Raw genomic sequence first — 22,822 nt, forward strand, 5'->3', positions numbered from 1 at the left:
GGTCAGCTGACGTCGGACGGGTCCAGGCGGTACAGGCCGCTGCTGGTCGAGGTCGATGACGTCGAACTACTGCTGTATGCCGATGACTTGACCGCCGTGCCGTGCTTCTTCACCCAGGTCGAGATCTCGGTGTTGGTGCCCTGCCCGCCGTCGCTGCTGACCACGATGTAGTGCAGCTTGCCGGACTTCACCAGGCTCTTGAGCTTGGCGAGGGTCATCGCGTTGTCGCTGCCGGACCAGCCGCCCATGGAGATGACGGGCTGACCGGACTCCAGGATGATCGAGGATGCGGTCTGGTCGGTGGCCACCGCCACCAGCCAGGTGGCGCCGTCCTGGTGCTTCTTCAGGTACGTGATCATCGCGGAGCTGACCTGGCCGCCGCCCATGCCTCCGGCGGTACGGCCGGACTGCGACTCGCTGCTGGAGCTGGAGCTGGAGCTGGAGCTGGAGCTGGAGTCGGTGCCGGTGCCGGTGCTGCTCGTCCCGGTCGGCGGCTGTCCCATGGACTGCCCGCCGGAGCTTCCGGTGCCGCTCGGCGCGGTGCCGCTCCTGGTCCCGCTCGGGGCGCTCCCGCTCGGGCGCTGACCGCCGCCGCCCATACCGCCCATGCCGCCACCGGTGCTGGGCCCGGCCGTCGGGTTGGTGCCGTTGGTGCTCGCGGCCGTGGCCGCCGAGACGGAGTAGGCGGCCGGTCCGGCCAGCAGGGCGACGATCGCCGCCAGCGCCGCGAAGCCGATCAGCTTCTGCCGCTTCATGAACCGCCCGACCAGCAGCCCGGTCACCGCGAGCGCACCGCCCAGTCCGGCCACCACCTCGGCGACCGTGTACACCGTGCCGGAGCCGGAGACCCGCTGGAGCAGCACGACCGCCCACACCGCACTGGCCGCGACGGCGGCCGGGAGCACCCAGCCCCACCTCGCGGCGGAGCCTTCCCGGAAGGCCTTGTGGAGCATGACCCCGCCCGCGCCGGCCAGGGCGGCGATCCCCGGCGCCATGGCGGTGACGTAGTACGGGTGGAAGGTGCCCTCGGCGAGGGAGAAGGTCAGGAAGTGCAGGACGAACCAGCCGCCCCAGAGCAGCAGGGCCGCGCGCCTGGCGTCGGTGCGCGGTGCCCGGCCGCGCAGTACCAGGCCGCCGACGAGGGCGATGGCGGCGAACGGGATCAGCCAGGAGATCTGGCCCCCCATGATGTCGTTGAACATCCGGTACAGACCCGAACTGCCGCCGAAGCTCGCGCCGTTGCCGGCCGAGCCCACCGAGGAGCTCGCGCCGAGGATCCGGCCGAAGCCGTTGTAGCCGATGACCAGGTCCCAGACCGTGTTGTCGGTGGAGCCGCCGATGTAGGGCCGCGAGGAGGCCGGGATCAGGTCGACGACCACCATCCACCAGGCGCTGCTCACGGCCAACGCGGCCGTGGCGACGACGAGGTTGCGGACGCGCCTGCCCAGCGACAGGTTCGTGGCCCACAGATAGACCAGGAAGAAGGCGGGCAGCACGACGTACGCCTGCATCATCTTGGTGTTGAACGCGAACCCGATGGCGACGGCGGACCAGACCAGCGGCATCAACCGGCCCGTGCGCACGGCCTTCAGCAGGGCGGCCGCGCCGAGCAGCATCAGGAAGACCAGGACCGGGTCCGGGTTGGTGTCGCGGTTGATGGCGACCGTGATCGGCGTGAGGGTCAGGACGAGGGCGGCGATCGTGCCCGCCACGACTCCGAAGTCCCGCTTGACCAGGCGGTACAGCAGGCCGACCGAGCCGACCCCGACGGCCACCATCGGCAGCATCAACTGCCAGGTGCCGTATCCGAAGGCGCGGGCGGACAGGCCCATCACCCAGAGGGCGAAGGGGGGTTTGTCGACGGTGATGAAGCTGCCGGAGTCCAGGGCGCCGAAGAAGAACGCCTTCCAGCTCTTGGTGCCGGAGTAGACCGCCGCGTCGTAGAAGGTGTTGCCGGTGATCGAGGAGAGGTTCCAGGCGTACAGGGCGGTGGCCAGGAGCAGGATCGCCCACAGGGCCGGGCGGGCCCAGCGCGGGTCCTCGGGGGCGCCGAGGAACAGCCTTCGGGCACGGGAGACCGGCGGGGCGGCGGCCCGGTGCCGGCCGTCCTGGACCGGGTTGGGCGGCGGGGCGAGGGTCGTCATGACGCGTACTCCATGGGCTCGACGGCGGTGGCTGCCCCGGCGGGCAGGGCCGTGACGTTCTGGGGGACGGTGGTGCGGCGGGGTACGGCGTGGACGCGGGTGCGGCCGGTGACGGTGGCCCGGAGCATGCGGGCCATGCCCTTGAGGTCGTCGACGGCGGTGCGGACGATGTCGACCCGGCTGTCGGGGTCGTCGACCCAGTCGACCGGGACCTCGTGGACCCGGAGGCCGTTGCGCTGGGCGAGCACGAGGAGTTCGGTGTCGAAGAACCAGGCGGTGTCCTCGATGTGCGGGGCGAGGGCGCGGAACACGTCGGTGCGGACGGCCTTGAAGCCGCACTGCGCGTCCGAGAAGCGGGCACCGAGGCCCGCCTTGAGGAGCAGGTTGTAGGAGCGCGAGACGAACTCCCGCTTCGGGCCGCGCACCACCGCCGACTGCCGGTGCAGCCGGCTGCCGATGGCGAGGTCGCTGTGCCCGGACAGGAGCGGGGCGACCAGGGGCAGGAAGCCGTCGAGTCCGGTGGAGAGGTCGACGTCCATGTAGGCGACGACGTCGGCCGTGGACCGGCTCCACACGTGGTTCAGGGCGCGGCCCCGGCCCTTCTCCTCCAGCCGGCGTGCGTGGACGTGCGGCAGGCGCAGGGTCAGGTCGGTCGCCACCGTCCAGGTGGCGTCCGTGCTCGCGTTGTCCGCGATCGTGATGCGGAACGGGAACGGGAAGGAGTCTTCGAGGTATGCGTGGAGACGGCCGATGCTGCCGGCGAGGACGTGTGCCTCGTTGTAGACCGGCACCACGATCTCGACCGACCGGCGCCGGACGCCTCCCGCGTTCGTTTCGTTCATGACCATGACGATCGGGGCGCTGTCTGGGGCGGTCCTGAGGCTTCACTGAGCGGGGAATGAGAATCAGGGAACTCACAGGTGTCGCACAGCGGGCGACGGTCAGGTCACAAACTGAAGAGGATCAGTCACTCGCCAAAGTGCTGAAACACTTCCGGTTTAAACTCAGTCCGCAACAGCCTGCGCCACGGCGACCGTGGTCGATAACTGGGCACTTTCTGGCAAACCCGAAGGGTATTCGGCGTTTTGATACGGATAGATTCAGTCACCAAGCGGTACCCGGACGGTACGGTCGCCGTCGACCGGCTCTCCCTGGAGATACCGGACCGCTCGATCACCGTCTTCGTCGGCCCCTCGGGCTGCGGCAAGACGACGACCCTGCGGATGATCAACCGGATGGTGGAGCCCAGCGAGGGCCGCATCCTCCTGGACGGCGCCGACATCCACGCACAGCCGGTCAACACCCTGCGCCGGTCGATGGGTTACGTCATCCAGAACGCCGGTCTCTTCCAGCACCGCACCATCATCGACAACATCGCCACCGTGCCCCGGCTGCTCGGCTGGACCAAGCAGAAGGCACGGGCCCGGGCGGCCGAGCTGATGGAGCGGGTGGGCCTCGACTCGGCCCTCGCCAAGCGGTACCCGTACCAGCTCTCCGGCGGCCAGCAGCAGCGCGTCGGCGTGGCCCGGGCGCTCGCCGCCGACCCGCCGGTGCTGCTGATGGACGAGCCGTTCTCCGCCGTCGACCCCGTGGTCCGCAAGGGGCTTCAGGACGAACTCCTGCGCATCCAAGACGAGTTGGGCAAGACGATCGTCTTCGTCACCCATGACATCGACGAGGCGATCAAGCTCGGCACGATGGTCGCCGTGATGCGTACCGGCGGCCACCTCGCCCAGTACGCCCCGCCCGCCGAACTGCTCACCGACCCCGCGGACGCGTTCGTCGAGGACTTCCTCGGCGCCGACCGGGGCATCCGGCGGCTCTCCTTCTTCCCGTCCGCGGCCCTGGAGCTGCAGACCGCGCCGATCGTCGCGATCGACGCCGACGCCACCCGGCTCGGCGCCCGCGGCACGGCCGACGCGCCCTATCTCCTCGTGACGGACCTGGACGGCAGGCCGCTCGGCTGGAGCGAGCCGCGGGCTCTCACCGCCGGGTCGATCCGGCCGGAGCAACTGGTTTCGTACGGGCGGCCCTTCGTCCCCGGCCGGGACTCGCTGCGCGCCGCCCTCGACGGTTCCGTGCTCTCGCCGACCGGCTGGGCCGTGGCCGTGGACGGCGAGGGACGCGCGGTCGGCGTCGTCTCCCAGCAGGTCATCGGCGCCGCGATCCGCACCGCGCACGCCGAGGGCCGCGACGACGCGAAGGTCGGGGGATGAGCGGCTTCTTCGACATCCCCAGCGACCTCCAGAACACCTACTTCGGGCTGATCGGCCTCCACCTGCGCGAGGCCCTCATCCCGGTCCTGGCCGGTCTGCTGGTGTCCCTGCCCGTCGCCCAGCTCTGCGTGCGCTTCCGCTGGCTGTACCCGCCGGTGCTGGGCGTCACCACGATCCTGTACGCCATCCCCTCGCTGGCCTTCTTCGTGGTCCTCATCGACTACACGGGCCAGACCGAGACGACGGTGATGATCCCGCTCGCGGTGTACAGCCTGGTGGTCCTGGTCCCGGCCATCGTGGACGGCGTCCGCTCGGTCCCGGCCGAGACCCTGGCCGCCGCGACCGCGATGGGCCTCGGCCCCGTACGCCGTTACTTCCAGGTGCAGTTGCCGATCGCCGTCCCCGCGATCATCGCGGGCCTGCGGGTGGCCACCGTCTCCAGCATCTCCCTGGTCAGCGTCGGCATGCTGATCGGCAACCAGGGCGCGCTCGGCAACCTGCTCAACGACGCGAACATCTACCACCGCCCCGAACTGGCGGTGAACTCGGTCGTGACCACCGCCGTGCTGGCCATCCTGGCCGACGCCGCCCTCGTCCTCGTGCGCCGTGTGCTGACGCCCTGGATGCCGAAGGAGAGCACCCGGTGAACGTCCTCAACTTCATCCACGCCTTCTTCAGCGACAGTTCCCACTGGCACGGCTACGACGGCATCCCCACCCGCCTCTGGGAGCACATCCAGTACTCCCTGGAGGCCCTCGCCTACGCGGCGGTCATCGGCCTCCCCATCGGCCTGGTCACCGGCCACTACGGGCGCGGCGGCAACACCCTCGCCCTGATCGCCACGGCCGGCCGGGCGCTGCCCAGCTTCGGCCTGCTGGTCCTGATGTTCATCTGGCTCGGCTTCGGCATGCTGCCGGTGATGATCCCGCTGGTGATCCTCGCCGTACCGCCGATCCTGGTCACGACGTACGAGGCGATGCGCTCGGTCGACCCGTCCCCGGTGGACGCGGCACGGGGCATGGGCATGCCGGAGGCACGCGTCCTCTTCCAGGTGGAACTCCCGGTCGCCCTCCCGCTGATCCTCAGCGGCCTGCGCTCGGCGGCCATCCAGATCGTCTCGACGGCGACGATCGCGGCGTACGTCAGCCTGGGCGGCCTCGGCCGCTACATCATCGACGGCCTCTACCAGAAGAACTACGAGAAGGTCGTCGGCGGCGCGACCCTGGTGGCGGCGATGGCCCTGGCCACGCTGGGCATCTTCTGGGCGATACAGAGACTGACGGTCTCTCCCGGAGTACGCCGGGGATAGCGCCCCTTCTTCCAGCTTTCAGGGCTGCGGGGCGGTAGCCGCTATCGGCTACCGCCCCGCGGGCGCGGCCGGCCACAACCGGTCCGCGGTTCCCGACAACCGCACCTACCCACCATTCCGTGCCAGCGCCAGCTCCAGCACGACGAGCAGCGCGTCCCGCACCGAACCCCGCTCCCGCGCGTCGAAGACGACCAGCGGCGTACCGTCGGCGACATCCAGCGCCCACCGCACCTCGTCCAGCGTGTGCTCGACGCGGCCGTCGAACGCGTTGATCGCGACGGCGAACGGGATCCCCTTGTGCTCGAAGTAGTCGACCGCGGCGTAGCAGTCGTCGAGGCGACGCGTGTCAACGATGACCAGCCCGCCGAGCGCCCCTTCGACGATGTCGTCCCACATGAAGCCGAACCGTTCCTGCCCGGGCGTGCCGAACAGGTACAGCTTCAGCGTCGGGTCGATGGTGATGCAGCCGAAGTCCATCGCCACGGTCGTGGTCGTCTTGCGCGGGGTGAGCGAGAGGTCGTCCACGCCCGCCGCGACCTCGGTGATCGACGCCTCGGTGGTCAGTGGCTCGATCTCCGAGATCGAGCCGACGGCGGTGGTCTTGCCCACGCCGAAACCGCCCGCGATGACCATCTTCACCGGCAGCGGCGGCCGGACGGCCGTACGCCCGGTGCCCCGGGTCAGCGAGTCAGTCGGTGTCACGGAGTACCCCTCGGGAGTCGGGGATGGCCCGCAGGCCATCGATAACCCTGCGCAGGACGGACGAGTCGTGGGTGGCCTCGAAGTCGGGCACGTGCACGGTCAACTGCCCCGCCTCGCGCAGGTCTTCGGCCAGTACCCGGACCACGTTCAGGTGCAGCCGCAGTCGGGCCGCCAGTTCCGCGAGCGACTGCGGAATCCGGCACGCGGCGACGATGTCGTGCTGCTCGAAGGAGAGCCGCTCCAGCACGGCGAGCCCGGCGGTGGTGGCCACCACCTGGGTCTCGACGGGCATCGCCGGTCCGGAGGCGCTGTCCGCCACCCGGCCGGCGGTGACCAGGAACGGCCGTACGGCGGGGGCGGGTCCGACCGGGTCCGGGCCCGGGGGCGGGTCCGCCATGGCTGTGTCTTCCTCTCTCGGCCTTCTCGGCTGTGCCGACCGGCGGTACCGGTCAGCGCGTCTGTGGGACGCCGACGCTGTTCTTCAGCTCCAGGACGAGCTGCGGACTGAGCGCCGCCCCCGCCCGGTTGGCGAACAGCGTCATCTCGTAGGCGATGTTGCCGAGCTTGGCCTCGTTGTCGGCGACCACGCCGAGGACGGCGCCGTTGCCGATCGCGGAGACGATGACATGGCCGCCCTCCAGGTCGATGATGACCTTGTTGAGGCCGCCCAGGCCGTAGTTGCCGGACGCGCCGGCGGCCAGGCTGGTGATGCCTGAGACGATCGCGGCCAGCCGTTCGGAGTGGGCGCGCTCACGCAGCTCCGAGACGGCGATCAGCAGACCGTCGGAGGACACTGCGATCGCATCGACCACGCCTGCGGTCTCGGTGGCGAAGCGGTTCAGCAGCCAGGTGAAGTCGGCTGCGGCCGCCTGCAGGTCGGTCGGCGTGATGCCGCCCGTAGGGGTGTCACCTGTCGACGTGCTCACTGCTCGGCTCCTTCCGGAAGGTGGTTCTGGTCCTGCGGGGGGTGCGTGGGGTCGATGTGCGGCCGGGGCCGCTCGTGGCTTCCGGTGTCGCTCTCGCGCCGGGCGCGCTCCACCGCCGCCTCGAACTCGTCCAGCGCGTCCCGCTCGGCCTCGGCGTCGCGGGTGCGCGGTGCCTGGGCGAGGCTCTGGGCGGCGCCGACGGTGGTACGGAGGGTCGCGCCGCGTACCCGGCGGCGCAGTGGACGGGTCCCGTCGCCGGAGTCCGCGTCGGCGCCTGTGTCGGCCGGGGGTTCGCCGGAGCGCGCGGCCGGGATCAGCGGGGGCTGCGGCGCGGCGGGCTCTGCGGTCGCTTCGCGACGCGGCAGCCGGCGGGGGAGCTGGCTCTCCGGCTCGGCGGCGGCCGGCACCGCGACGGCGGCGGTCGGGCCGGTCGGCTCGGCGTCCGGCGCCGAGGCCGACGGTGCTGTCGGTGTCGCCGTCGCGGTCGACGTCGCCGCCGGAGTCGCCGGAGCGGACGGCTCCACGGCGAGCGGGGTGCCGGAGGTGTCCGCCACCGCGCTCATCGTCAGCAACAGGCGCGTGGGCAGCGTCACTTCGGCGGTGACACCGCCGCCCGGGGTCCGGGTCAGCTCGACGCCGATCTCCCAGCGCCGGGCCAGCGCACCCACCACGAAGAGGCCGAGCACCTTGGTCGGCACCAGGTCGAGGCGCTCACGGCGGATCAGCCGCTGGTTCTCCTCGGCCAGCCGCTCTGCGCTCATGCCGAGGCCGTGGTCGGTGACGACGATGTGCGCGCCCTGGTCGCTGGAGCGGACGGTCACCTCGACGGGGCTGCCCGCCGGCGAGAACGACACGGCGTTCTCCAGGATCTCGGCCACCATCAGCGTGAGGTCGCCGATGATGTCCGGCTCGATCATGGCGTCGGTGCCGGCGTACAGCCGTACCCGCTGGTAGCCCTCGATCTGGCCGAGCGCGGCCCGGACCACGTTGGAGACCGGCGTCGGGCCCGCCGCCAGCACGGTCTCGCGGATGCCGGCCAGCAGCATCAGGCTGTCGGCGTTGCGGCGCAGGCGGACGGCGATGTGGTCGATGGAGTAGAGGCGTTCGAGGAGGGCCGGGTCGGTCTCCGCCCGCTCCACCGCGTCGATGAAGGCGAGCTGGCGGGTGGTCAGGTTGCTGACGCGGCGGCCGACGTTGCCGAACATCTCGGCGGTGTTGCGGCGGCTGAGCACCTGGCGTTCGAGCAGCGCCGCGGCCGTGGTCTGCACCTGGTTGAACGCCTCGGCCAGGTCGCCGATCTCGTCGCGGGCGGTGACCGGCATGTCCCGCAGCCGGGGCGGCCCGGAGTCCTCGGCGTCGTCGTCGGCGACCCGGGCGAGTTCCCGGCCCGCCACCTCGGCGACCTCGTGCGCGACCCCGGTCAGGGCCTGCACCGGGCGGATCACCGAGCGGCGGACCAGCGCAGCGAGGGTGATCCAGAGGACGAAACCGAGCAGCGAGGCGTTCAGCAGGTAGATCGCGCGCCACTTGGCGGAGTCGGCGGCGGTGTCGGCCCGGTCGGCGATCTGGCCGATGAGCGAGGTGGTGATGGTCAGGCGGGCGGCGGCCTGCTGGAGATAGGCCGGGTAGTCGCTGAGCGCGTCCTTGACGGCCGTCCGGATCTGTTCCTGGTTGCCGGACTGCAGCTTGGTCGGGTCGATCTGCAGCTCGGCGAAGGACTCGGCGATGGTGCTCTGCGCCTTGGTGTGCTCGACGTCGGCCAGCTGCCGGGCCTGCCCCTCGGTGGCGAACCGGGTGAACCGGTCGGCCTGGTGCTGGTAGAGGTCGTAGGCGCCGACCGCGTTGGTGAACTCGATCAGGGCGTTGGTGTCGCCGGTGGTCGCCGCGAGCACGTTGGTCTCGAACGCGCCGTGGGCGGCGTCCGCGCGCAGCAGCGAGTCCAGCAGGTTGCCGGTGAAGGTGGCGGCGAGGTCCGTGTCGCGGTCCAGACCGAGGCCGTCGATCAGGTCGTTGGACGCGTTGGTGTAGGCCGGGTCGATGTTGTCGGCCGGCAGGTAGGCCTCCTCGACGGAGTCCCGCAGGCTGGACAGGCCCTCGATCTGCCGCAGGGCGGCGACCTCGGTGTCCGGCAGCCGGTCGCCGAAGGCGTCACGGACTTTCGCGACCTGGGAGTCCACCGCGTCCTGGGCCTTGCGGTAGTCGGCGGCCGAGGGCTTGGCGTCGCCTGACTCGTACCGCGCGGAGAGCAGGATCGCCTGCTGGTGCTCCGCCTCGACGTTGTCCACGAGACGTGCCACCTGCGCACTGTCCCGGACCGTCTGCGCCGCGTCCGCCGCGCTGTTGGACTGCTGCACCAGGTCGGTGAAGACGTACGCCAGCAGTACGGCGATCACGGCGAGCGGTACACCGACCAGCAGGTTGAGCTTGCGCCGGAAGGGCCAACGGTCGGCGAAACCCCGTATCCCGCCCCGCGTCCGGGCGGGCCGGACGGGCGCGTCCACCTGGTTCGTGGACACCGGGCCTCCTTCATGAGGGTGTCTGGTCTGGGGGGCGTCTTCACCCCGAGCTGCTGCGGAACGACACCGAGTAGCGGGCCCCGTGCACCGCTGTGACCGATATCAACTGCCGTGAGACTACAGCGTTCTTGAAGCCCCATTCCGCTTGTGCTTTATCAAGAATCCGTTACAAAGAGACCGCTCTCCGTCCACAACTGGCCACGGATTGAAGCCAATCGGTGACCCGGAGACACTTGACTGACAGAGAACCGGCTGGATTGGATCGTCCGGAGTGGTTCGCAACAGCCCCGTGGCGCGCAACACCTCCCGCGTGGTTCGCAACACCCCCACCCTTCCCACAGCTCCCGGAACGGCAACCGTGACTTCCAACACCCTTCCCAGCAGGTCAATCCGGACATACCGAGGCGTGGCGGCCGTCGCGCTCGCCGCGACGACGGCCCTGCTGGCGGGCTGTTCCTCGTCCGACGACAGCAAGTCCGACCCGCTGTCGGACAGCAAGGCGAGCGGGGACACCGTTGTCGTCGGCTCCAACAACTTCGCCGAGAGCATCCTGATCGCGGACATCTACGGCGAAGCACTCAAGGCCAAGGGCGTCAAGGTCACTTACAAGTCGAACATCGGCAGCCGTGAGACCACCTACGGTCTGCTCAAGAACGGTTCGATCTCGGTCCTGCCCGAGTACAACGGCGCCCTGCTCGCCTACCTCGACCCGAAGGCGGCCCCGAAGACCGTCGAGGAGACCACCTCGGCCATCGAGGCGAAGCTCGACTCGAAACTGACGCTGCTCGACCCGGCGGACGCCCAGGACAAGGACACGGTGACGCTCAACGCGACCACCGCCGCCAAGTACAACCTCACCGAGAAGTCCTCCATAGCCGACCTCAAGAACATCGCCAAGGACCTGGTCATCGGCGCCTCGCCGGAGTTCCAGACCCGCCAGCAGGGCCTGGTCGGCCTGAAGGACGTCTACGGCCTGGAGTTCAAGTCCTTCAAGGCGCTCGACGCGGGCGGCCCGCTCACCGAGGCCGCCCTGAAGAAGAACGCGGTGCAGGCCGGCGACATCTTCAGCACGGACCCGACCATCACCAAGGAGAAGTTCGTCGTCCTCCAGGACCCGGAGAACCTCTTCGGCTTCGAGAACGTCCAGCCCCTCGTATACAAGAGCGCCCTGAACCAGACGGCCACCGACGCTCTCAACGCCGTCTCCGCCAAGCTGGACACGGCGACCCTGCTGGACCTGGACACCCAGGTGCAGTCGGACAACAAGGACCCGCTGGACGTCGCCCAGGCCTGGCTGAAGAAGGTCGGTCTCAGCAGCTGAGCCCCAGCAGCTGAGCCCAACAGCCGCGCCGTGTCCGACCTGTCGCGGATCCTCCCTGGACCTTCCTCGGACCGTGTCGTGCTCGACGGCAACGGCCTCGGCCTGACCGGACTCGTCCGGCTCGCCGACGCCGTTGCCGGCCCCGTCGTACCGCCCGGGGCGCTCGACCGGGTCCGCCGGGCCCACCAGACCGCCGACCGCCTCGCCGCACCGGGGCGCTGGTACGGCCGCGGCACCGGCGTGGGCGCCCACCGCTCCGTCACCGTCGACCCGGCCGACGCGGCCGGCCACACCCTGCGCCTGCTGCGCAGCCACGCCGGCGGCGCCGGTCCGCTGCTGCCGGCCCGGCAGGCCCGCGCGCTGCTCGCCGTCCGGGCCAACCAGCTGCTGGCCGCCGGCTCCGGCATCCACCCCTCGTTCGTCACGGCACTGACCGAGGCCCTCCGGCTCGGCGTGCACCCCGCGATCAACGAGTACGGCGGTGTGGGCACCGGCGACCTCACCGCCCTGGCCCAGACCGGCCTCACCCTGATCGGCGAACGCCCCTGGCTCACAGCGTCCCCGGACGCCGAACTGCCCGCCCCGGTCACCCTCCGCACCGGCGACTCGCTGGCCCTCCTGAGCAGCAACGCCCTTGCCCTGGGCCGGGCCGCCCTGGCCTGCCACGACCTGGACGTGCTGCTCCGGGCCACCCACGCGGTGGCCGCCCTCTCCCTGGCCGCCGTCTCCGGCTCCCCGGAGCCCTACGCCCCCGAGGTGCACGCCCTGCGCCCGTACCCCGGCCCGGCCAGGGCGGCGGCGGAGGTACGACGCCTCCTGGCGATCCCCGACCACCCGGTCACCACCGGCCGCCGCATCCAGGACCCCTACGGCTTCCGCGCCTTCCCGCAGGTCCACGGCGCGGCCCTGGAAGGCGCCGACCGGCTCCGCCACGTCATCGAGACGGAGATCAACTGCCCCACGGAGAACCCGGTCCTGGCCCCCGACGGCAACGTCTACCACCACGGCGGCTTCTTCGCGGCCCCGCTCGGCCTGGCCCTGGACGGCCTGTGCCTCGCCCTGCTGGGGACCGCGCAGCTCTCCGCGGCCCGCCTCCAGGCCCTCACCCGTGCCGACCTCACCGGCCTGCCCGCCTTCCTGACCGCCGGCCCGGCGAGCAGCTCCGGCACGATGATCCTGGAGTACACCGCCAACTCGGCACTGGCCGAACTCCGTTCCAGCGCGGCCCCGGCATCGGCCGGGCACACCGTCCTCGCCCACGGCCTGGAGGAGGCGGCGAGCTTCGCGGGGCAGGCGGCGAAGCAGGCGGAACGGGCCGCGGCGGCCTACCCGGTGGTCCTGGCCTGCGAACTGGTGGCGGCGGTACGCGCGTTGCGGCTGGCGCCGGTGACGCCCACGGTGCCCGCCTTCCGGATGGCCGCGGAGGCGCTGCCCGGTGACACGGAGGACCGCGCGCTCACCGGGGACGTGACGGCGGCGATGGAGCTGCTGCCCCTCCTGGCCGACATCTGAGCGGCCGGCCCGGCGGGGGCGCGTGCCGGGCCGGCCGCTCAGCGCAGTACGGCCGCCAGCAGGTCGGCGCCCAGCGCGGTCAGATCGGGCACGCTGAGGGTGTACCGGACGTAACGACCGTGCCGCCGGGTCGTGAGCAGGCCCGCGCGGCGCAGGACGGCGAGGTGGCGGGAGACCTCGGGGGGCGTGAGCTCCCAGGCGTGGGCCAGTTCACCGGTGGTGTGCGGGCCGCGGGCCAGGGTGCGCAGCAGCCGCAGACGTACCGGGTGCGCGAGTGCCTCCAGCCGTAGCGTGACCGTCTCCAGCGACACCGGCTCCGGTGGACCCGCCTCGGCCACGGGGTACTGCAGTACCGGCTGCCAACCTGGTGCGTAGACGGCCACCAGGTGCGGACGGCCGAAGACGCTCGGGAGGAGGGTGACCCCGGCGCCGTGCGCGGCGATCGCGCTGTCCTGGAGCTTGTCCACGATGATGCGGTCGCCGTCCGGGGCCAGGGTCACGGCGCCGGAGACCGACGCGAGCGCCGCCCCGACGCCCTGGCGCTTGAGCAGGTCGTTCTTCAGGCGCAGGTCGGTGGCGAGTTGCACGGCGACGCCCGTCCAGGCGGCGTCGAAGAACGCCTCGGCGCACTGTTCGAGCGTGTCGCGCACCCGCGCCCGTACGGCGGCCGGGTCCGCGAGCAGCCGTTCCGCGAAGGCCTCCTGGAGCGCGCCGCGGGCCTGGGCCAGGTCCAGGGCCCGCTCGCGCGCCGCCCGGTCGGCGAGCGGCGACGGCGCCCCGAAGTGCACCCGGTTGCTGCCGCACGTGGTGATGAGCGCGGCGGTCACGTAGCGCTCGTCGTCGATCCGGTCCACCTCGTCCAACTCCTCGGCGAGGGTGGGCCGGGGACGGGCGGGGACCAGGAAGTCGGCCCGTGAGGAACGCCAGAGGAACTCCGCCTCCCTGAGCCGCTCGGCCAGCTCCGGCCGCAGCCCGGCCCAGACGTCCCCGGCCCAGCCGGCGAGCTGCGGGTGGTGCCCGGGTTCGGCCAGCACGTGCAGCATCGCGGTCAGTTCGGCCAACGGCGAGGCGGCGAACCGCAGTCGCCCGGCCGGCGGGCCGCCGATGTCGATCCTCAGCGTCATCCCCACATCATCGCGGCCCCGGCGGCCGACGACCGCGCCGGTTGACGGTGTTCGTCAACCGGCGTGGCCGGCCCGGCGGCCACACGCACCGTGGACGCCATGGCAACCACCACCAGGATCCAGCCGCGCGCCCTCGTCCGTGCCTCCGGAGGCCCCCGCTATGCCGTCGCCCTGACCGTGGACGCGCTCGGCACCGGCCTGCTGCGGCCCTTTCTGCTGCTCTACGGGGTGACGGTGCTGGGGCTGTCCGCGCCGGCCACCGGCATCGCCATGACGGCAGGCGTCGTCGTGGGTCTCGCGTGCATGCCCGCGGTCGGCCGCTGGCTGGACCGGGGCGCACGCAGCACGGTCGTGGCGGCGTCGATGCTGGTACGGGTGGTGGGCGTGGCACTGCTGCTGGCCACCCCGGCAGGGCACGCCGGGCTGTTCGCGGCGGCGGCCCTCTTCCTCGGCATCGGCAACCAGGCCTGGCCGGCCGCCCACGCGGCCCTCGTCGCCACGGTCGCCCACGGCCGCGAACGCGACGCCGCCCTCGCGGCGGGCCGCGCCCTGCGCAACGCGGGCCTGGGCGCGGGCGCCCTCCTCGCCACCGCCTGCCTGACGGGCGGCACCACCGCACTGCGGGCGCTGGCGGCCGGCACCGGGCTCGCCTATCTCGCCGCGGCGGCCCTGGCCTGGTCGGTCCACCTGCACACGCGTCCGGCCGCCGCCCCGGCCGAGAACGGGGCCGACGGCCCCGCACCCCGGATGCGCGCGCTGCTGGCCGCCAACGTGATCTACGTCTTCTGCCTCAACGTCCCCGAAGTCGCGCTCCCCCTGGTCCTGGTGACCCAGCTGCACGCGTCCCCGGTGTGGTCGGCGGCCGTCTTCGTGGCCAACACCGTGCTGGTGGTCACCCTCCAGGTCCCGGTCACCGTCCTGCTGTCCCGCTTCTCCCGGCGGACCGTGCTGGCTCTCTCCGGCGTCCTCCTCGCCGCGTCCTACCTCGGCTTCCTCGCGGTCGTCTCACCGGGACACGGCTGGAGCGTCCCGGCGGTCGCCGCGGTGTCCGTGGTCTGCACCCTCGGCGAGATCGTCTACGCCGGCAGCGCCACCGCGCTGGTCACCGCCCTCGCCCCGGCCCGTCTCCTGGGACGCGCGCTCGCCCGCTTCCAGCTCTCCACGGGCTTCGGCCTCGCCGTCTCCCCGGCGGTCGTCACCGCTCTCGCCGCCCGCGGCCCGGCCGCCCTCTGGGGCGGCCTCGCCGCGGCGACGCTCCTCTCCGCCACCGCCGTCGCCACCGAGAAGGAGCCCGTCGCCAACGGGACGGAGCATCCCGGTACACGGGCTCCGGCGTCTCCCGCGGTCAGGGCCGAACGCGTGTGATTCCGTCACGGACACCGGGTTCGACGGAAGAAAGCCGCGACCTTGCGGCCGAAACCGTCGGCCCCGGCGCGGCGCCCCGCACGCTGCGCCCATGAAAACCGCAGCCACGAACGCCCCCGCCACCCCGTCCCCCTACCCCTGGCGATGGCCCGCCCTCGTCGCCCTGCTCCTCGCCGAGGCGATGAACCTCCTGGACGCGACGATCGTGCAGGTCGCCGCCCCCGCCGTGCACGCCGGCCTCGGCGGCTCCGTCTCCGACGTCCAGTGGTTCAGCACCGCGTACACCCTGCCGTTCGCCGTGCTGCTGATCACCGGCGGACGGCTCGGCGACCTCGCGGGCCGCCGCCGGCTCTTCGTCCTCGGCGTCACCTTCTTCACCCTGGCCTCCGTCGCCTGCGCGCTCGCGCCGACGGCGGGCCTGCTGATCGCCTTCCGCGCGGTGCAGGGCGCGGCGGCGGCCGTGGTGATTCCGCAGACCATCGGGCTGATCAAGGCGATGTTCGAGGGTGACGAGCTGTCCCGGGCGATGGGCAGCATCGGGCCGGTGATGGGCCTCGCGGCCGTCTGCGGTCCGGTCCTCGGTGGTGTCCTCACCCACGCCGACCTGTTCGGCCTCTCGTGGCGGGCCGCGTTCCTGGTGAACGTGCCCGTGGCCTTGGCCGTCCTCGCCCTGTCCCCGAGGCTCCCGGAGAACCGCGCCCCGCACCGCCCCGCCCTCGACTGGCCGGGCACCGCACTCGCGGCGACCGGCACGGGCCTGCTGGTCTACCCCCTGATCGGCACCGACCTCACCGAACTCCCGCCACTCGACTGGGCGTTGCTCGCGCTCGGCCTGCTGGCCCTGGCCGCCTTCGCACGGCACCAGCGGCGCACGACCGCGCCCCTCCTGGAACCGACCCTCTTCACCCACCGCGGCTTCCTGCCGGCCCTCGCCACCTCCACGGCGTTCTTCGCGGTGACCAACGGGCTGCTGACCGTGGTCGTCCTCCAGCTCCAGCTGGAGGCGGGCCAGGGCGTACTGGCGGCCGGCCTGAGCCTCACGCCGTGGTCGGCCGGGCTCGCGGTGTCGTCCTGGCTGTCCGGCCGCCGCGGTGCCCGGCGCCGCATGATGCCCTACGGCCTGGCCCTCGTGGCCACGGGCCTGGCGGTCGCCGCGGCGGGGTACGTCAGCACGGCCGCCGGCCCCCACTACCCCCGGCTGCTCCTGCCCGCACTGGCCCTGGTCGGCCTGGGCGCGGGCCTGTTCACCCCCGCCTTCTTCACGCTGGCCCTGCGGCCCCTGCGCCCCCAGGAGGTCGGCTCGGCGGCGGGTGCGCTGAACGCCGTACAGCAACTGGGGGCGACTCTGGGCGTGGCCGTCCTGGGCAGCACCTACCTGGAGGGCTCGGCCGCGGCGGCCTGCGCCGCGGCCATGGCCCTCACCGCACTCAGCTGGACCGCGAGCCGGCGGATGTGAGACCGCACCCGACCCGCCGCAGACCCGCCGTCCCCGTCACCGTCCCCGTTCTCGTCCTCGTTCTTGTCCTCGTTCTCGTCCCGACGGTGCCGGTCAGAGGTCGAACTCGTGCGGCGGCAGGTCCAGGGTGTAGCACGCCTCGCGGACCACGGCCTGCTCGGTCTTGTCGAAGTCGCCGTCCGCACCGCCGATCACGATGCCGATCTGGATGACGGCACGCGCCTCGGCCGGCTTCTTCTTCGCCTTGGCGATCTCCTGGAGCACGCTCACCTTGCCGAAGGCGAAGTCGGTGGTCAGCTTGTTCAGGTTCTCCTCGAAGCGGCGGCGCAGGTCGTCCGCTGGGAAGTTCTGCAACACCTCGTTGGTGGCGATGAGCTGGGCGACCCGCTGGCGCTCGGCCGGGTCGATGGTGCCGTCGGCGGCGGCGACGAGCGCGCACATCGCCATGCTCGCGTCGCGGAACGCACCGCTCTTCAGGTCGTTCTTCTTCGCCACCAGCTGGGTCTGCATCTGCGTCGCGGAATCCTTGATGCGGTCCCACAGGGCCATGCGCACTCACTCCTCGGTCGGTAAGAAGCCTGCTTGCCGAAAAATTACTTCTACAACACCGTAGAAACTTGCGTGGCGGCCGATAAGTTCCCGCGTCCTAAACTGTCGCTTCGACCCGGTGAACAGGACGCGGTGGACAGGAGGACCACGACGGTGGCGACGGTGCCCGGCAACGGCTACGAGGACCCCACCGCGGACGTGCTCACGGAGGCGGCCGCGGCCTTCGGGCTGCTCGCCTCGCCCGCCCGGCTGCACATCGTCTGGGCGCTGGCCCAGGGCGAGAGCGACGTCACCGGCCTCGCCGAGCGGGTCGGCGGCGCGCTGCCCGCCGTCAGCCAGCACCTCACCAAGCTGAAGCTCGCGGGCCTCGTCCGCTCCCGCCGGGAGGGCCGCCGCCAGGTGTACCTGGTCGACGACCCCGACGTCGTGGACGTGGTCCGCCTGCTCGTCGGCCGCCTCACCGCCCGCACCACCGGCGCCGAGCTCCCGGCCCCCCGACGGCTCCATGGCCTCTGACGGCGAGGCCGCCACCTCGCTGCAGGTGCTGCGCCGACTGGACACCGGGCCGCGCGGGCTGACCGAGGCCGGGGCTGCGGCCCGGCTCGCCGACCTCGGCGAGAACGCCCCGCCCCTGCCGCACACCGCCTCCTGGCCGCTGCGCTGCGCCCGGGCCCTGCGCGACCCCTTCACCGCCGTCCTCCTCACCCTCGGCCTGGTCTCCGCCCTCGTCGCCTCCTGGGGCACCGCCGTCGTGATCCTCGCGCTGGTCGCGGTCAGCTGCGGGCTGCGCGCCGCGGGCGAGCACCGCGCCGACCGCTCACTGGCCGCCCTGCGCGAACTGGTCGCCGGCACCGCCACCGTGCTGCGCCGCGCCGGGGCCGACGCGGAGCCCCGGGCGCGGGAGGTCCCGGTCACCGAGCTGGTGCCGGGCGACGTCGTCCGGCTCGGCCCGGGCGACCTGGTTCCCGCCGACGTACGACTGCTGCGCGCCCGCGGGCTCACCGTCCACCAGGCCGTGCTCACCGGGGAGTCGGCGCCCGTCGCCAAGGCGGCCGTCGACGCGCCCGCCGTCGCCGTCGCGGACGGGGCGGCCGGTGCCGCCGACGCGGGACCGTTCCAGGAGCCGTACCTCTGTTTCCAGGGCAGCGGGGTCGCCTCGGGCAGCGCCACGGCGGTCGTGGTGGAGACGGGGGAGCGGACCCGGTTCGCCGCCGCACAGGGCGTCGCGGGCGGGCGGCGGGAGGCGAGCGCCTTCGACCGGTCCGTGCACGGGATCTCCTGGGTGCTCATCCGGTTCATGCTGCTGACCCCGCCGCTGGTCCTCATGGCCAACGCCGCCCTGCGCGGCCGTGGACTGGAGACACTGCCCTTCGCGGTCGCGGTCGCCGTCGGGCTCACCCCCGAGATGCTCCCGGTGATCGTCACCACCTGCCTGGCCCGCGGCGCCGCACTCCTCGCCCGCGCCCACCGGGTCGTCGTACGGCGGCTGCCCGCGCTGCACGACCTGGGCGCGGTCGACGTGCTCTGCCTCGACAAGACCGGCACCCTCACCCAGGACCGGCCCGTCGTGGCACGCGCCCTCGGGCCCGACGGCGACGACGACCCGGAGGTGCTGCGCTGGGCTGCCGTCGGCGCCTGGTGGACCCTGCAACTCGCCGAACTGCCCGCCCCCGACGCCCTCGACGAGGCCCTGCTCAGCGCCGCAGGACCGGTGGGGGAGGAGTACGACGGCGTCGGGGCCGTCCCCTTCGACCCCGAGCGGCGCACCGCCACCGCCGTCGTCGCCGACACCCTGGGCACCCGTCTCCTCGTCACGAGGGGCGCCGCCGAGGACGTACTGGACCGCTGCGACCTCGAACCCGCCGCACGCGAGCGCCTCCTCGCCCTCGCCGCCCGCGAGGCCGGAGCCGGGCTGCGCGTCCTCGGCGTCGCCACCGCGCCACGCCCGTCCCGCACCCGCCCCTACACGGCCGCCGACGAGCACGGGCTCACCTTCCGCGGTCTTGTCACCTTCCGCGACGCCCTCGCCCCCGGCGCCGCCGAGGCCCTGCGCACCCTCACCGGCCTCGGTGTCACCGTCCGCGTCCTCACCGGCGACCACCCGTCGACCGCGGCCCGCGCCTGCCGGGACCTCGGCCTGGCCGCGGACCGGGTCACCGTGGCCGGCGACCCCCTCGACCTCGACGCCGACGTCGTCGCCCGCTGCACCCCCGAGGACAAGGCCCGGATCGTCGCCGGGCTGCGCGCCGCCGGGCACACCGTCGGGTTTCTCGGCGACGGCGTCAACGACGTCCCCGCCCTGCGCGCCGCCGACGTCGGGATCGCGCCCCGCACCGCCGTGGACCTCGCCCGCGAGACGGCCGCCGTGGTGCTCGCCGAGAAGGACCTCGGCGCGATCGGGTACGCCGTCACCGCGGGCCGCCACAGCAGCGCCAACATCGCCTCCTATCTGCGGGTCACGCTCTCCTCCAACCTCGGCAACGTCATCGCGATGCTCGCCGCCGGTCTGCTCCTCCCCTTCCTGCCCATGCTCCCGGTCCAGGTGCTCGCCCAGAACCTCTGCTTCGACGCCGCCCAGCTCGCCTTCGCCCACGACCGCCCCGGGCCCGCGGCACTGCGCCGCCCGACCGTGCTGCGGCCACGTGCCTTCCTGCGGTTCATCACCGGCTTCGGCGTGCTCAACGCGGTCGCCGACCTCGCCACCTTCGGCGTCCTCGCGCTCGCCCTGCGCGGCCCCGACGCCCTCGACGACCAGGCCGTCTTCCACTCCGCCTGGTTCACCGAGAACCTGCTCACCCAGGCCCTGGTGATGTTCGTGCTGCGCGGCGGCACCCGCCCGGGGCCCGTCGGCCGGGCCGCCGCGGCGCTCGCCGCCGTCGGCCTGCTGCTGCCGCCCGGCCCGCTCGGCGCGGCCCTGGGCATGACCGGGCTGCCGCCCGCCTACCACCTGCTGCTCGCCGCCGTCCTCGGGCTGTACGCCCTGGCGCTGCGGGCGGTGCGGGCCCGCCACGACCGGCGGTAGCGACTGGGGGCCGGGTGTCGGGTGCGTTTCCCACTCCGGGTTGTACAGTTGCGCAATGTAGCAATCGTCGCTGCCCGGCCGGGGCGCATGCAGCACCCTCCGTCGGTACGGAAATACGTGAGAAAGGGAGGGGGCGGTCATGCTCCGCAACGGACTCGAACCCTGGCACCTGCTGGTCGTCGCGATCGTCTTCATCGTGCTCTTCGGTTCCCGGAAGCTGCCCGACACCGCCCGGGCCCTGGGCAAGTCGATGCGCATCCTCAAGAGCGAGGCGAAGGCCATGAAGACCGACGAGACGGCCGCGGCGGCGCCGGTGGAGCCGACGTCGGTACAGATGGCGGCGGAACCGGCCGCGGCCCCCGCGCAGCCGGAGCCCCGGCCGGCCGGCGAGCCGACCGCCACCGCGAGCTGACGCCCTCCGATCCCCGAGGCCACGGGCCGAGCGCCGGCTCGCCCCGGCCCGGGGCATGGGCGAGCCCCACCGGACCCGCCGCCGGGTCGCCGCCGACCCGGCTCCGGACGGTCGCCGCCGGCCCGGTTCCGGTCGGTCGTCGTCGCACCGGCTCTGGTCGGTCGCCGTCGGCCCGGCTCTGGTCGGTCGTCGTCGGCCCGGCTCTGGTCGGTCGTCGTCGGACCGGTTCCGGTCGGTCGTCGTCGGACCGGTTCCGGTCGGTCGCCGTTGAACCGGTTCCGGTCGGTCGCCGTTGAACCGGTTCCGGTCGGTCGCCGTCGGATCCGCTCCGGATGGTCGGCGACGGTCGGTGGTGGTGGCGGTCGGGTGACGAAGGCGGTCAGCGGCGGTCGGTGATGAAGGCGCTGACCTTGTCGGCCAGTTCCCTTCCGGCCTCCTCCTCCCCCGGCTCGGCAGGCGCGGCGATGGCCGAGACGCGCGGATGCGCCGAGGTGGCCCCGATGATCACGAACTGCTGGTGCGGGTTGGCGCGCGCGGCTGCCTCGGTCGCCGTTTTCATGCCGGTGCCGACGGTGACGATCAGCTCGCAGTGATGCTGCACGGCGCCGTTGAAGTACGGCAGCGCGGCCTTCGCGTCGATGGTGGGGGCCGGGAAGCGCTCGGCGTTGACCCCGCCGGAGCGCGCCGCGTCCTGCATGCCCTGCCAGGACGCCTGGCTGAGCCGGGCGTCGGTGGCGCCCGCGGGTGAGACGAGCAGACAGGCCCGGAAGTTGCGGGAGACATTGGCGGCCCGGGGCTGACTGCTCCGGTCCTGGGCGAGCAGCACGGTGAGCGACAGGACCGCCAGCAGGGCGACGGCCGTGGCGGCCGCGACGATCGGGTGGCCGCGTACGAGACCGGTGACGCGGTGGACGGGGCGCGCGGTGAGAGCGGGGAGCCGCATGCTGATCGGGTTCCTCCTGTGGATCACGTACGACGGCGGGAGCGACGGCGGGCGAGGAGGCCGCCCGCCGCGGCGGCGGTCACCCCGGCCGCGACGCCGATGACCGCCACGGTTCCGCCCGGAACGCCGCCCGTCGTGTCGGCCGCCTTCGGGGCGCCGTCCCCGGAGGCGCTGAGCAGCGGATCGGCGCCGGCGGCCGGAGCCGGCGCGCGCAGGGCCTTCAGGGGGTCGACGACGCCGTAGCCGAAGCGGTCGTCACGGCCTGCCCCTCCGCCGGGGCGGTCGGCGGTGCCGATGAGCCGGGCGATGATCTGCCCGGCGTTCTCCGCGGGGTACGCGGCACGCAGCAGCGCGGCGGCTGCGGAGACATAGGGAGCGGAATAGCTGGTTCCGTCCTCGGTGAGGTAGCCGCCGCTGTTCCTCGTCGAGTAGATGTCCACCGCCGGGGCCGCCAGCGCGATGTAGGAACCGGACTCGCCGGCGGCCCAGGAGCCGCCGTCGCGCGTGGTGCCGGAGACGGCGACCACGCCGGGGAACGCGGCCGGATAGGTCACCGGGTTGCCCTCCCGGCCGCTGTTGCCCGCTGCCGCGACCACGACGATGTCGTGGCGGCGCGCATAGGCGACCGCGTCCCGGACCTGCGGGTCGGGGGTGGTGGTCACCATCGAGACGTTGATGACCGAGGCCCCGTGGTCGGCGGCGTAGACGATGCCCCGGGCCAGGGCGAGCGGATCCGCGGCGTTGTCGGCGCTGACCCGGACCGGCAGCACGGTCGCCCGGGGGGCCAGTCCGGCCATGCCTCCGCCCGCCCCGCCGGAGCCCGCGATGACTCCGGCGACCGACGTGCCGTGCGAGTCGGTCGAGAGGTCGATCCGGCCGTCGGCGGCCTGCCGGGTGGCATCGGTGCCGGGCAGGACCCGGCCCGCCAGATCCGGATGACGGGCGTTCACCCCCGTGTCGACCACGGCGACCGTGACGCCGGCCCCCTGGCTGAGCCGCCAGATCCGGGAGGCGTCGAAGTGCGCCGCGTCAAGCGGCCATTCGGAGCTGAGGGGGGTGGGTGCGGCGGGCTGCCCCGCGGTGGCCGGAGGCGCGGCGGCCAGGAGGAGCAGCAGCGGCAGACCGGCGTACGCGCAGGCTCGTAGAGCGCCCGAATATCCCAGTCCCATCTGCCCCCGCAGCCACTCCGATGTCCTGTGACAGCAGCCTTACCCGCCAACTGGAAAGCGTGGGGCGGGAGTTGGCCAGGAAATCCACAAGGACTTGCAATGTACCGGTCAACCTTGGCGGGCGATGCCGGTCTTT

Annotated in this window: 20 protein-coding genes; 10 read left to right on the forward strand and 10 right to left on the reverse strand. The window is 72.8% G+C overall.

The features are described 5' to 3' along the window. Nucleotides 1-2 precede the first annotated feature (2 nt). Both ACGF5O_RS15835 and ACGF5O_RS15840 read right to left on the reverse strand, forming a co-directional pair. The gene (locus ACGF5O_RS15835) at nucleotides 3-2,144 is read right to left on the reverse strand and encodes an ArnT family glycosyltransferase (protein WP_393810448.1); all 2,142 of its coding nucleotides are present in this window, start codon (nucleotides 2,142-2,144) and stop codon (nucleotides 3-5) included. Then, nucleotides 2,141-2,986: a dolichyl-phosphate beta-glucosyltransferase gene (locus ACGF5O_RS15840; protein WP_393810449.1), complete on the reverse strand. Its 846-nt coding sequence runs from the start codon at nucleotides 2,984-2,986 to the stop codon at nucleotides 2,141-2,143. The genes ACGF5O_RS15835 and ACGF5O_RS15840 overlap by 4 nt, the downstream gene beginning before the upstream one ends. A gap of 243 nt (nucleotides 2,987-3,229) precedes the next feature. On the opposite strand from ACGF5O_RS15840, the gene ACGF5O_RS15845 reads away from it, so the two are divergent. From ACGF5O_RS15845 to ACGF5O_RS15855, 3 genes are read left to right on the forward strand one after another with little or no spacing between them, the layout of a single operon-like run. Beyond that, nucleotides 3,230-4,360 (forward strand): ABC transporter ATP-binding protein, encoded by a 1,131-nt coding sequence (locus ACGF5O_RS15845; RefSeq protein WP_393810450.1) that lies wholly within the window; start codon nucleotides 3,230-3,232, stop codon nucleotides 4,358-4,360. Continuing rightward, complete coding sequence (locus tag ACGF5O_RS15850) at nucleotides 4,357-5,007, forward strand: ABC transporter permease subunit (protein ID WP_365700039.1); 651 nt, start codon at nucleotides 4,357-4,359, stop codon at nucleotides 5,005-5,007. The genes ACGF5O_RS15845 and ACGF5O_RS15850 overlap by 4 nt, the downstream gene beginning before the upstream one ends. Next, a complete protein-coding gene (locus tag ACGF5O_RS15855; RefSeq protein ID WP_393810451.1) occupies nucleotides 5,004-5,669 on the forward strand; it encodes an ABC transporter permease in 666 nt (221 codons plus the stop codon). Before ACGF5O_RS15850 ends, ACGF5O_RS15855 begins: the two co-directional genes overlap by 4 nt. 105 nt (nucleotides 5,670-5,774) lie before the next feature. Here the strand turns inward: ACGF5O_RS15855 and ACGF5O_RS15860 are convergent, their stop codons facing one another. From ACGF5O_RS15860 to ACGF5O_RS15875, 4 genes are read right to left on the reverse strand one after another with little or no spacing between them, the layout of a single operon-like run. Then, nucleotides 5,775-6,371, reverse strand: a complete 597-nt coding sequence (locus tag ACGF5O_RS15860; RefSeq protein WP_393810452.1) for an ATP/GTP-binding protein — start codon at nucleotides 6,369-6,371, stop codon at nucleotides 5,775-5,777. After that, on the reverse strand, nucleotides 6,358-6,768 hold the full coding sequence (locus ACGF5O_RS15865) for a DUF742 domain-containing protein (protein ID WP_393810453.1): 411 nt from the start codon (nucleotides 6,766-6,768) through the stop codon (nucleotides 6,358-6,360). The genes ACGF5O_RS15860 and ACGF5O_RS15865 overlap by 14 nt, the downstream gene beginning before the upstream one ends. A gap of 52 nt (nucleotides 6,769-6,820) precedes the next feature. Beyond that, the gene (locus ACGF5O_RS15870) at nucleotides 6,821-7,297 is read right to left on the reverse strand and encodes a roadblock/LC7 domain-containing protein (RefSeq protein ID WP_046732636.1); all 477 of its coding nucleotides are present in this window, start codon (nucleotides 7,295-7,297) and stop codon (nucleotides 6,821-6,823) included. Continuing rightward, nucleotides 7,294-9,813, reverse strand: coding sequence for an ATP-binding protein (locus ACGF5O_RS15875; RefSeq protein ID WP_393810454.1), 2,520 nt, complete (start codon nucleotides 9,811-9,813; stop codon nucleotides 7,294-7,296). Before ACGF5O_RS15875 ends, ACGF5O_RS15870 begins: the two co-directional genes overlap by 4 nt. 358 nt (nucleotides 9,814-10,171) lie before the next feature. On the opposite strand from ACGF5O_RS15875, the gene ACGF5O_RS15880 reads away from it, so the two are divergent. Together ACGF5O_RS15880 and ACGF5O_RS15885 are read left to right on the forward strand one after the other, a co-directional pair. After that, nucleotides 10,172-11,134 carry an ABC transporter substrate-binding protein gene (locus ACGF5O_RS15880; protein ID WP_393810455.1) on the forward strand — a complete coding sequence of 321 codons (963 nt, stop codon included), beginning with the start codon at nucleotides 10,172-10,174 and terminating at the stop codon, nucleotides 11,132-11,134. 30 nt (nucleotides 11,135-11,164) lie between these two features. Beyond that, on the forward strand, nucleotides 11,165-12,646 hold the full coding sequence (locus ACGF5O_RS15885) for an aromatic amino acid lyase (RefSeq protein WP_393810456.1): 1,482 nt from the start codon (nucleotides 11,165-11,167) through the stop codon (nucleotides 12,644-12,646). A gap of 38 nt (nucleotides 12,647-12,684) precedes the next feature. On the opposite strand, the gene ACGF5O_RS15890 is transcribed toward ACGF5O_RS15885, so the two are convergent. Beyond that, nucleotides 12,685-13,770, reverse strand: coding sequence for a DUF5937 family protein (locus ACGF5O_RS15890; RefSeq protein WP_393810457.1), 1,086 nt, complete (start codon nucleotides 13,768-13,770; stop codon nucleotides 12,685-12,687). Between the two features lie 99 nt (nucleotides 13,771-13,869). On the opposite strand from ACGF5O_RS15890, the gene ACGF5O_RS15895 reads away from it, so the two are divergent. Both ACGF5O_RS15895 and ACGF5O_RS15900 read left to right on the forward strand, forming a co-directional pair. Beyond that, complete coding sequence (locus ACGF5O_RS15895) at nucleotides 13,870-15,135, forward strand: MFS transporter (protein ID WP_393810458.1); 1,266 nt, start codon at nucleotides 13,870-13,872, stop codon at nucleotides 15,133-15,135. A gap of 91 nt (nucleotides 15,136-15,226) precedes the next feature. Then, nucleotides 15,227-16,591 carry an MFS transporter gene (locus ACGF5O_RS15900; protein WP_393810459.1) on the forward strand — a complete coding sequence of 455 codons (1,365 nt, stop codon included), beginning with the start codon at nucleotides 15,227-15,229 and terminating at the stop codon, nucleotides 16,589-16,591. A gap of 93 nt (nucleotides 16,592-16,684) precedes the next feature. On the opposite strand, the gene ACGF5O_RS15905 is transcribed toward ACGF5O_RS15900, so the two are convergent. Next, nucleotides 16,685-17,140 carry a TerB family tellurite resistance protein gene (locus tag ACGF5O_RS15905; RefSeq protein ID WP_365351944.1) on the reverse strand — a complete coding sequence of 152 codons (456 nt, stop codon included), beginning with the start codon at nucleotides 17,138-17,140 and terminating at the stop codon, nucleotides 16,685-16,687. A gap of 153 nt (nucleotides 17,141-17,293) precedes the next feature. Here ACGF5O_RS15905 and ACGF5O_RS15910 point away from each other — a divergent pair, with 153 nt between their 5' ends. The 3 genes from ACGF5O_RS15910 to tatA all read left to right on the forward strand — a co-directional run bounded on the left by ACGF5O_RS15910 (nucleotide 17,294) and on the right by tatA (nucleotide 20,574). Next, the gene (locus ACGF5O_RS15910; protein ID WP_393810460.1) at nucleotides 17,294-17,656 is read left to right on the forward strand and encodes an ArsR/SmtB family transcription factor; all 363 of its coding nucleotides are present in this window, start codon (nucleotides 17,294-17,296) and stop codon (nucleotides 17,654-17,656) included. Beyond that, nucleotides 17,646-20,162: a magnesium-translocating P-type ATPase gene (gene mgtA, locus ACGF5O_RS15915; RefSeq protein WP_393810461.1), complete on the forward strand. Its 2,517-nt coding sequence runs from the start codon at nucleotides 17,646-17,648 to the stop codon at nucleotides 20,160-20,162. The genes ACGF5O_RS15910 and mgtA overlap by 11 nt, the downstream gene beginning before the upstream one ends. Nucleotides 20,163-20,301: 139 nt before the next feature. Then, nucleotides 20,302-20,574, forward strand: coding sequence for a Sec-independent protein translocase subunit TatA (gene tatA, locus ACGF5O_RS15920; RefSeq protein WP_393810462.1), 273 nt, complete (start codon nucleotides 20,302-20,304; stop codon nucleotides 20,572-20,574). A 379-nt stretch (nucleotides 20,575-20,953) separates the two neighbouring features. Here tatA and ACGF5O_RS15925 read toward each other — a convergent pair whose 3' ends face one another. Continuing rightward, nucleotides 20,954-21,517 (reverse strand): hypothetical protein, encoded by a 564-nt coding sequence (locus ACGF5O_RS15925; protein ID WP_393810463.1) that lies wholly within the window; start codon nucleotides 21,515-21,517, stop codon nucleotides 20,954-20,956. A 23-nt stretch (nucleotides 21,518-21,540) separates the two neighbouring features. Then, the gene (gene mycP / locus ACGF5O_RS15930) at nucleotides 21,541-22,686 is read right to left on the reverse strand and encodes a type VII secretion-associated serine protease mycosin (protein ID WP_393810464.1); all 1,146 of its coding nucleotides are present in this window, start codon (nucleotides 22,684-22,686) and stop codon (nucleotides 21,541-21,543) included. Nucleotides 22,687-22,822 lie beyond the last annotated feature (136 nt).

The sequence above is a fragment of the Streptomyces sp. NPDC048291 genome, from assembly GCF_043201715.1.
Classification (GTDB): Bacteria; Actinomycetota; Actinomycetes; order Streptomycetales; family Streptomycetaceae; genus Streptomyces.

Excerpts from the sequence above, each read along its gene's own strand:
- ACGF5O_RS15865 (WP_393810453.1), bottom strand. The coding sequence starts at position 6,768 with ATGGCGGACCCGCCCCCGGGCCCGGACCCGGTCGGACCCGCCCCCGCC.
- ACGF5O_RS15850 (WP_365700039.1), top strand. The coding sequence starts at position 4,357 with ATGAGCGGCTTCTTCGACATCCCCAGCGACCTCCAGAACACCTACTTC.
- ACGF5O_RS15895 (WP_393810458.1), top strand. The coding sequence starts at position 13,870 with ATGGCAACCACCACCAGGATCCAGCCGCGCGCCCTCGTCCGTGCCTCC.
- ACGF5O_RS15835 (WP_393810448.1), bottom strand. The coding sequence starts at position 2,144 with ATGACGACCCTCGCCCCGCCGCCCAACCCGGTCCAGGACGGCCGGCAC.
- ACGF5O_RS15905 (WP_365351944.1), bottom strand. The coding sequence starts at position 17,140 with ATGGCCCTGTGGGACCGCATCAAGGATTCCGCGACGCAGATGCAGACC.
- mgtA (WP_393810461.1), top strand. The coding sequence starts at position 17,646 with ATGGCCTCTGACGGCGAGGCCGCCACCTCGCTGCAGGTGCTGCGCCGA.
- ACGF5O_RS15925 (WP_393810463.1), bottom strand. The coding sequence starts at position 21,517 with ATGCGGCTCCCCGCTCTCACCGCGCGCCCCGTCCACCGCGTCACCGGT.
- ACGF5O_RS15890 (WP_393810457.1), bottom strand. The coding sequence starts at position 13,770 with ATGACGCTGAGGATCGACATCGGCGGCCCGCCGGCCGGGCGACTGCGG.
- mycP (WP_393810464.1), bottom strand. The coding sequence starts at position 22,686 with ATGGGACTGGGATATTCGGGCGCTCTACGAGCCTGCGCGTACGCCGGT.
- ACGF5O_RS15900 (WP_393810459.1), top strand. The coding sequence starts at position 15,227 with ATGAAAACCGCAGCCACGAACGCCCCCGCCACCCCGTCCCCCTACCCC.
- tatA (WP_393810462.1), top strand. The coding sequence starts at position 20,302 with ATGCTCCGCAACGGACTCGAACCCTGGCACCTGCTGGTCGTCGCGATC.
- ACGF5O_RS15840 (WP_393810449.1), bottom strand. The coding sequence starts at position 2,986 with ATGAACGAAACGAACGCGGGAGGCGTCCGGCGCCGGTCGGTCGAGATC.